The following is an 8,212-nucleotide window of genomic DNA, read 5'->3' on the forward strand; positions in this document are numbered from 1 at the left end:
ATGGACTATTTACAAAGATAGGATGCAGTTTTTTGATAGTAGGCATTATTTCCTGAATAATTATTATACCTTTGTAAATGCAAAGAGTTATTTAACAGCATAGCACCGCTAATCGCTGAAAATTGCACGGTTGCTAATTCGTTACCTCTATTTCTCAAATACTACGCTAAAAGTTTATTCTTCAATCGGTTAAATCTAACCGATGAAAATTTAAAATAAAAAGAACAGCCGATATATAAATCTCCGGCTGTTCTTCTCTTTTTCTAAGGACCTAAATTTTCCAATGTAGGAAATTCAACCATATCTTCTTTGAGTTTTCTTTCGATCTGTTTTTTATTATGATAATCTGCTATCATACTCATAAAAACAAGAAAACATACTCGAATGAAATCCTCGAATCTGACTTGAGCAAAATTTAAACAGGTTCTAAGAGCCTGTTTAAATTTTCATATACAAAAATCAATCAACCTTTTTACTTAAAAATCTTCCATCTTTACTGAAATGTATCTCTGTCTCTTCGGGCTGTGTATTGAGACTTACCTTAAAACCTTTTTTCTGGCGTTCAATTTTCTCTACAGAAACACCCGAATAATTCGATTGCAAGTAGCTATAAGAGCGTTGAGGAAGAACGCCTAATATCGATGAAGAAATGCCGCCCTTTTCTTTCTGGATCTCAGTCCAATTTCCAACCCGATCAAATTCCAGTTCATAGCCGTTGGCCATTCGCACATCGAATTGCGTCCAAGGAGACTCGACTTCACATTTAACAACCTTTACCCCTTTAAAATGGGTATGAATAAATTCTTGAGCCATTTTCGGCAACTTTTCAAAAGGAATCGGTTTTTCCGAGCCTTTCGTGGCTGAAAAGGCCAATACTGCACTGGCCAGAAAAACCATGAGCATCATCATTTTTTTCATAATCTATCGTATTTTTATGTTTCTACGTTTATTAAAAACAAAATAAAGGATAGAATGTTTATATCTTATAAAACAAAAGAGAGGTGTTTTTTTGAATAATCACAGTAAATATAACCGCTTTTTAAGCAATAATATTTATTTTTATAGCATGATTCATTTTAAACGACCTGAGTCCGAAAATACGAAATGAAGAAAATTCTTAAATATTGCTTTATATCCATAGGAATATTATTCCTGACTTTACTAATATTGCCTTTCACATTATATATTCCGGCAATACAAAGCTGGGCGAAAGATCTAGCAACAACGTATGCTTCGAAACAATTAAACATGAGTATCGCTATTGAACGCATACGTCTCAAATTTCCGTTAAATTTGGTTTTGGACAACAGCAAAATTATCACCGCCGAAGGTGATACCATGTTATATTGTGATAATCTGCAACTTGATGTAAATTTCCGATATTTATTACAAAAAAAAGTCCAAATAGAGAAATTTTCATTCCAAAACACTCATTTTCATTATAATGACACTATATCACAACTCAATCTAAAAGGAGATGTCGGACTATTAGCTCTCAATGCAAAACCGGTAGACCTTGGAAATGAACGAGTTGAAATCCCGAATATAGAACTTCGAAACGGAACTGTATCATTAGACTTGGGAGAAAGCGAACCCGATACTACAAACAGCGAACCGAATCCTATCCTATGGATACTCGATATAAAGCAATTGCAATTAGAGAACATTGCTTTCGGTATGACTACATCACCCCAAACAAGCGATTTGCAAGTTAAAGTCGCATCAGCTTTACTAAAAAAAGGCATCGTTGATTTAGGGAAACAGTTTGTGGGAGTAGAATCGGTTACAATATCCGAGGCAGGATTTAGCTATCTGAACGACACAACATCAATGTCTCCCGTTCAACCGGAAACGGCAGAAACAGATACAGCAACATCTCTCCCGTGGACAATCGATGTGCAATCTCTTCAATTAAAAAATAGTTCGGGAACATACGGTCTCATGCATCATATTCCCCAACAAGGATTAGACCCTGACTATATTCAATTATCGGGACTAAACCTTGGCGTAAACTCTTTTTATAATAAGGGAAGTGAAATAAAACTCAAATTACAACAGTTGGCATTTACCGAACGTTCCGGATTATCGGTCTTACGAACGCAGGGAGACTTCGATATGAATTCCGAACAAATCTCGTTAAGTGGATTCAGTCTGAAAACTTTTCTTTCCCAAATAGATGCGGATATAAAAGTAGGAGGAGATATAATCGAACAAAAAAACGAAAGTCCCGTTTCCGCATTGCTTTCTTTACGAGTCGCCATGCAAGATATTTATGCCTTGTATCCCGATTTACAAAAAGAAATAGCCTTACTACCGATAGAAACCTTAAAAGCCAACACCCATATAACAGGGTCATTAGGGGAATTAGATATAAAACAATTTGACTTAACATTACCCAGGCGATTCCTCTTTTCCGGAAAAGGTACAATGAATGAAATTATAAATTCTGACAAGTTAAATGGAGCATTTTCTTGGCAAAGCACTCTTGTACATAGCTCTTTTGTTAAAAATATTTTTCCAAAAGATCTGAACGATCAGATAGATATCCCTAACGGAATAATATGCAACGGATCTATACGCATGAATGGGAAACAATACTCTCCTTCTATTTTATTGAAAATCGGAGATGGAAATCTTTCTGCTAACGGGCAAGTCAATCTTGCTTCAGAGGCATACAAAATAGATATGGACGCATCTCAATTCCCCATAAATTCATTTTTACCGAAAGATTCTTTGGGATGTTTAAGCATGCATTTAAAAGGAGAAGGAAAAGGCTTCGACCCTTTATCAGTTAAAACCTATACAGACATAGCTCTCACGATAGATCGGTTCGATTATAAAAAATATGATTACACCGACCTCATCACAACGCTGCATCTAAAAGACGGTATTCTAACGGGTGTTCTATCCAGTAGCTCCGAAGCCTTAAATCTCCACATGGACATCTCAGGAAACTTATCTCCCGAAGAATACAAAGCTTATATCATCGGAGAAATAAAAAACATCAATACATGGCAAATGGGATTTACCGATACTCCCCTCAGCGTCTCAACACAATTAAATATTTCCGGCAGCGGAAATTCCAAAGGAGAATATACATTAGATACCGAACTTCATAATCTGCAAATAGAAGCCGATCAAATAAACGGAGAATTTAAAAGTCTTGCGTTACAAGGAGAATTGTTAAATGACAAAATACAAGTTAACTTCAAAACTCCCGATATTTATGTTTCTTTCTCATCTCCTTCTGGATTAGACGAATTTTTAAAACGAATAAATGAAACAAACCGGCTTATTTCAGAACAGATCGAGAAACAAAGTATAGATATAGAAACCTTACAAAAAAATCTTCCTCGTCTGGAATTAAAAGCTGATATCAAATCGGATAAAATCCTCAATAATTATTTAGAGAGATACGGAATTCAAATGAATTCTGCAAATATGGACATTTCTATTCTCGAAGATAAACCATTCAGTCTTTCGGCATTCGTCGATAAATTGACTACCGGAGGCATCAATTTAGATACGATTTCATTTAAAGCTCGACAAGATAGTGCTCGGTTATTATACGGATTGCATATCGGAAACAAATCGGGAAATCTGGATCAGATTGCATCTTTAGGATTTAACGGATATATAACCGACAATCATCTACGTTTAAGATGTTTGCAACGAAACCGACAATCAGAACAAGGATTCCGTTTCGGATGCGATGCCTACATGCAAGATTCTTTGGTGCACATTACATTTGCCCCGACCGATCCTATATTGGGATTTTCGACATGGACGCTAAATGAAAATAACTATTTCGATTACTACTTCGATAAACACATGGCCGCCAATATCAATATGGAGAACGGAGAACAACGCATATCTTTACAATCGACAACCAACCGTCGCGGCAGACCGGGAGCACTAAATATCAACATGAAAGGACTTGACATAGCTTCATTACTCAGCTCCTGGCCTTTAGCACCACCCGTTGCCGGGAAATTATCGACCGATTTGGTCCTCGATTTTCCGAAAGAGCAAGTTAACGTATCGGGAGATATCTCCATTGCAGAATTATTATATGACAAACAGCGAGTCGGTAACATCGATCTGAACATGCGATACAGGCTCAACGATGAAAACAGACAACAAGTACGATTAGGGTTATTGGTAGACCAAAAAGAGGCGCTTGCCGTAAAAGGATACTACCAACCGGACACTACAAACGCTATACAACTAAAACTCCAGCTATTATCATTGCCTCTTGCAATAGCCAATCCTTTTTTACCTGCAGATGTATCAAAGATCGATGGAGCACTTAACGGAGAAGTAGATATCTCCGGGAAAACAGATGCCCCCATAGCGTCTGGATATCTGCAATTTGCAAGCACATTTATATCTGTTCCGATGATCGGAACTTCATTCGGACTATCCGACAAAAAAATAGAAATTATAGAGAATGATGTCATACTGAATAACTATGCTATAAACGGACCGAATAAACAGCCCCTTACGATAAACGGAGATTTAAATTTACGGGACTTTTCAAGGATAATGACAGATATTACAATAAAAGGTTCTGATTTTCAAATGATCAACGTTCCCAAGAATAATAAAACAATGTTATACGGTAAGGCCAATGCCGATTTGGATATTTCTGTCAAAGGAGCTATCGATGAGTTGAAGCTACGAGGAAATATCGGATTATTAAACGGGACAGAGGTGACTTATGTCATGAGAGATTCTCCATTGGAGCTTAAACAACAAGCTAATACCAATATGGTCACATTCGTATCTTTCAATGATAGCACGGCTTTGGCCGACACTCTTTCTGTAACTGCTGCTAAAATAAGCGGGATGGACATTCTCATGAATGTAGATATTGCCAACGAAGTGAAAATGGCAGTAAATCTCTCCGCCGACGGAAAGAATCGCATAGATCTCAAAGGCGGAGGAAATCTTACTTATACAATGAATACTCTCGGAGACAGCCGGTTTACAGGAAAATACGAATTGACTGGGGGTACAGTCAGATACAATCCACCGATCATTTCCGAAAAGTTATTCAATATACAACAAGGCAGCTTTGTTTCATGGAGTGGAGATATAGCCGACCCCAGTATGAATATCACAGCAATAGAGCCTCTGAGGATTTCAGTCACAGAAAATGATAATAATAGTCGTCCGGTTACTTTCAATGTTATTATCAACATCAAAAATACGCTCGAAAATCTCGCAATCACATTCAATGTTTCTGCTCCGGAAGACCTGACTATTCAAAACGAACTCACTGCTATGACTGCAGAACAAAGAGCTACCCAAGCCATGAATCTGCTTATCTACAATACATATAGTGGTCCAGGTACATCGACATCATCGAGCCTGACATCGGGAAATCCTCTAAATTCATTCATACAGAAAGAACTGAATCAATGGGCTCAAAACAATCTGAAAAATATCGATGTAAGTTTCGGAATCGATAGCTACGACGATACGATGAACGGCGGACAAGGGACACGGACCGACTATTCGTATAAAGTTTCTAAAACTCTGTTCAACGATCGTTTTAAAGTAATCATCGGTGGAAGTTTCAGCCCAGATGCTGCAGCAGATGAAAATCTGAAAGAAAATCTTGTCGATGATATTTCTTTAGAATACAGACTCGATAAAAGAGATAACATGCTTATCAAAATTTTCAGACATACAGGTTACGAAAGCATTTTAGAGGGAGAAGTGACACAAACCGGTGTCGGGTTCGTTGTCAGAAAGAAATTACTCAAACTGTCGGAACTTTTCCGATTAAGTAGCCGTAAAGAGAAGAAAGAGACAAAATGATGAAAAAATATATAGCGAACATAATTATTATATTATCGGGTATAGTTTTCATAACCAGTTGTTCCACGACAAAAAGATTGGGAGAAGATGAGGTTCTCTATACCGGAGTGAAAAAAATGAAAATAGAACCGATAGAAGGCGTTAAAGTTGACGGAGATGTAATCTCTGCCGTAAAAGATCCTTTATCCGTTCCTCCTAACAATCCGCTATACAGTCCTTACTACCGTACCCCGTTTCCTTTTGGATTATGGGTTTACAACAATTTTGTTCCTAAAAAAAATAAAGGATTCAAGCATTGGTTTTACAATAAATTCGCTAAAGAACCTGTGCTCATATCCGGTGTACAACCCGAGTTGCGTATTAAAGTCGTCGAAGATATTTTAGCAAATTACGGATATTTCGGAGCTGAAGCCAGTTATTCATTACTCTATAATAAAAAAAACAAGAAAAAGGCGAAAATCAGCTACTCTGTAAAAATTCCGCAAGCATGGACCTATGGCAGCATTTCCTATCCGAAGCCGACAGACGGAATTACACAATTGATTGACAGCACCAAAGCCCAGTCCTTACTACGAGTCGGATCTCAATATAATGCAGATTCCCTGTCGGCAGAGCGAACGAGAATCGCTACTCTCGCACGAAACAACGGATACTACTATTTTCGTCCTGAATATATAGAATACCTGGCAGATACAACACAAGAACATTTGAAAGTCAACCTTCGAATGATTATAAAAAAAGGTATTCCGACAATGGCTCTGAAAGCATATACTGTGGGCAAGATAGACATATCATTACAAAATTCTACCGGAAAAGGCATTTGGGATACCATATATTATAAAGATATGAAAATGGCATACCAGAAACCGCTAAGAGTCAAGCAATCTATCATGCCGTCAAATATAACTTTACGTCCGGGGCAAGTATATTCGGTAACCGAACAAGACCAATCTCAGACCAATCTAAGCAGGCTGGGTATATTCCGATATATAAATCTAAATGTTACGCCCATAGATTCCTTACGGGGAGCAGACTCTCTCAATGTACAAATAGACGGAGCTATGGACATTCCCCTCGAATCGGAGTTCGAAATAGACGTTTCCTCTAAATCGAACAGTTTTATCGGTCCGGGAATGATTTTCGGAGTAAATCATAAAAATATCTTTAGAGGGGGAGAAATTTTAAGTGTAAAACTGAACGGATCATACGAATGGCAAACCGGGAAAAAACAAAGCGGATCGAAATCGTCTCTTTTAAACTCCTATGAAATAGGTCTAAATGCAAACCTATCATTTCCTCGACTATTAGTACCCAAATTTATTCCCCGACCTCAAAAGTATGGCGCACGTACCAACTTTCAATTAGGTACGGATCTGATGAACAGACCACATTTTTTCCGAATGATTTCATTCAATGCCTCAGGAGGATATGAATTTCAGACGTCAGACGTCAGTTATCATAACCTAACTGTTTTAAAACTAACTTATAATAAACTGCTGAACACGACTAAAAATTTTGATGAAACCATGGATAAAAATCCGGCCATAGCCCTTAGTTTCAGAAATCAGTTTATTCCGACAATAAGTTATACCTATACATTCAATAAATCGTTCGGTAGAAAAGGCAATAATCGTATTTTATGGCAAACAAACGGAACTCAAGCAGGAAATATACTCGCCGGAGTAATGGGGTTATTGGGAGATAAAGGTGAAAAACATCTGTTCGGCAATCAGTTCTCCCAATTTGTAAAGGGAAGTACCGAATTGAAATATTATCGTCGCCTATGGGGAGATAACTGGCTGGCATCCCGTTTTCTTGTAGGTGCAGGACATGCCTATGGAAACTCAAAAGTAATGCCGTATAGTGAACAGTTCTATATCGGTGGAGCAAACAGTATCAGAGCTTTCACAATACGGACATTAGGACCAGGTAGCTATCGACCGCCACAAGACAATCCCAATGCTTATTTTGACCAAACCGGAGATTTCAAGTTAGAAGCTAATATAGAATTTCGGTTTAAGATTATAGGAGATCTGCATGGAGCTATATTTATGGACGCAGGAAATATCTGGCTATTAAAAGAAGACCCGCAACGTCCCGGAGGAAAACTGACATTAAAAAGCTTCGGAAAAGACATTGCTTTAGGTACCGGATTCGGGCTACGTTATGACATTAGCTATATCGTATTACGAGCCGACCTCGGCATAGGTTTGCATACCCCTTATTCCAATCCCGATAAGAAAGGATACTATAATCTATCCAGTTTTAAAAACAGTCTGGGATTCCATTTGGCTATCGGATATCCGTTCTGATATTAAACACAAATAAAATGGGATATTCAGTAAATGTCCCTAAAAAGTAAGATGGCATATAAAGTCGATAGAGT

Annotated in this window: 3 protein-coding genes; 2 read left to right on the forward strand and 1 reads right to left on the reverse strand. The window is 37.7% G+C overall.

What is annotated here, in order from left to right:
• Window positions 1-459 precede the first annotated feature (459 nt).
• Window positions 460-918, reverse strand: a complete 459-nt coding sequence (locus AC0UMU_RS03380) for a PepSY-like domain-containing protein (protein WP_278714928.1) — start codon at window positions 916-918, stop codon at window positions 460-462.
• A 186-nt stretch (window positions 919-1,104) separates the two neighbouring features.
• Between AC0UMU_RS03380 and AC0UMU_RS03385 the strand changes: the two genes are divergently transcribed.
• Together AC0UMU_RS03385 and tamL are read left to right on the forward strand one after the other, a co-directional pair.
• Window positions 1,105-5,826, forward strand: a complete 4,722-nt coding sequence (locus tag AC0UMU_RS03385; RefSeq protein WP_278714925.1) for a translocation/assembly module TamB domain-containing protein — start codon at window positions 1,105-1,107, stop codon at window positions 5,824-5,826.
• A complete protein-coding gene (tamL, locus tag AC0UMU_RS03390; RefSeq protein ID WP_278714933.1) occupies window positions 5,826-8,138 on the forward strand; it encodes a translocation and assembly module lipoprotein TamL in 2,313 nt (770 codons plus the stop codon). The genes AC0UMU_RS03385 and tamL overlap by 1 nt, the downstream gene beginning before the upstream one ends.
• Window positions 8,139-8,212 lie beyond the last annotated feature (74 nt).

The sequence above is a fragment of the Coprobacter fastidiosus genome, from assembly GCF_982245605.1.

Bases quoted from the DNA above. Each gene is read 5' to 3' on its own strand.
- tamL (WP_278714933.1), top strand. From the start codon at position 5,826: ATGAAAAAATATATAGCGAACATAATTATTATATTATCGGGTATAGTT.
- AC0UMU_RS03385 (WP_278714925.1), top strand. From the start codon at position 1,105: ATGAAGAAAATTCTTAAATATTGCTTTATATCCATAGGAATATTATTC.
- AC0UMU_RS03380 (WP_278714928.1), bottom strand. From the start codon at position 918: ATGAAAAAAATGATGATGCTCATGGTTTTTCTGGCCAGTGCAGTATTG.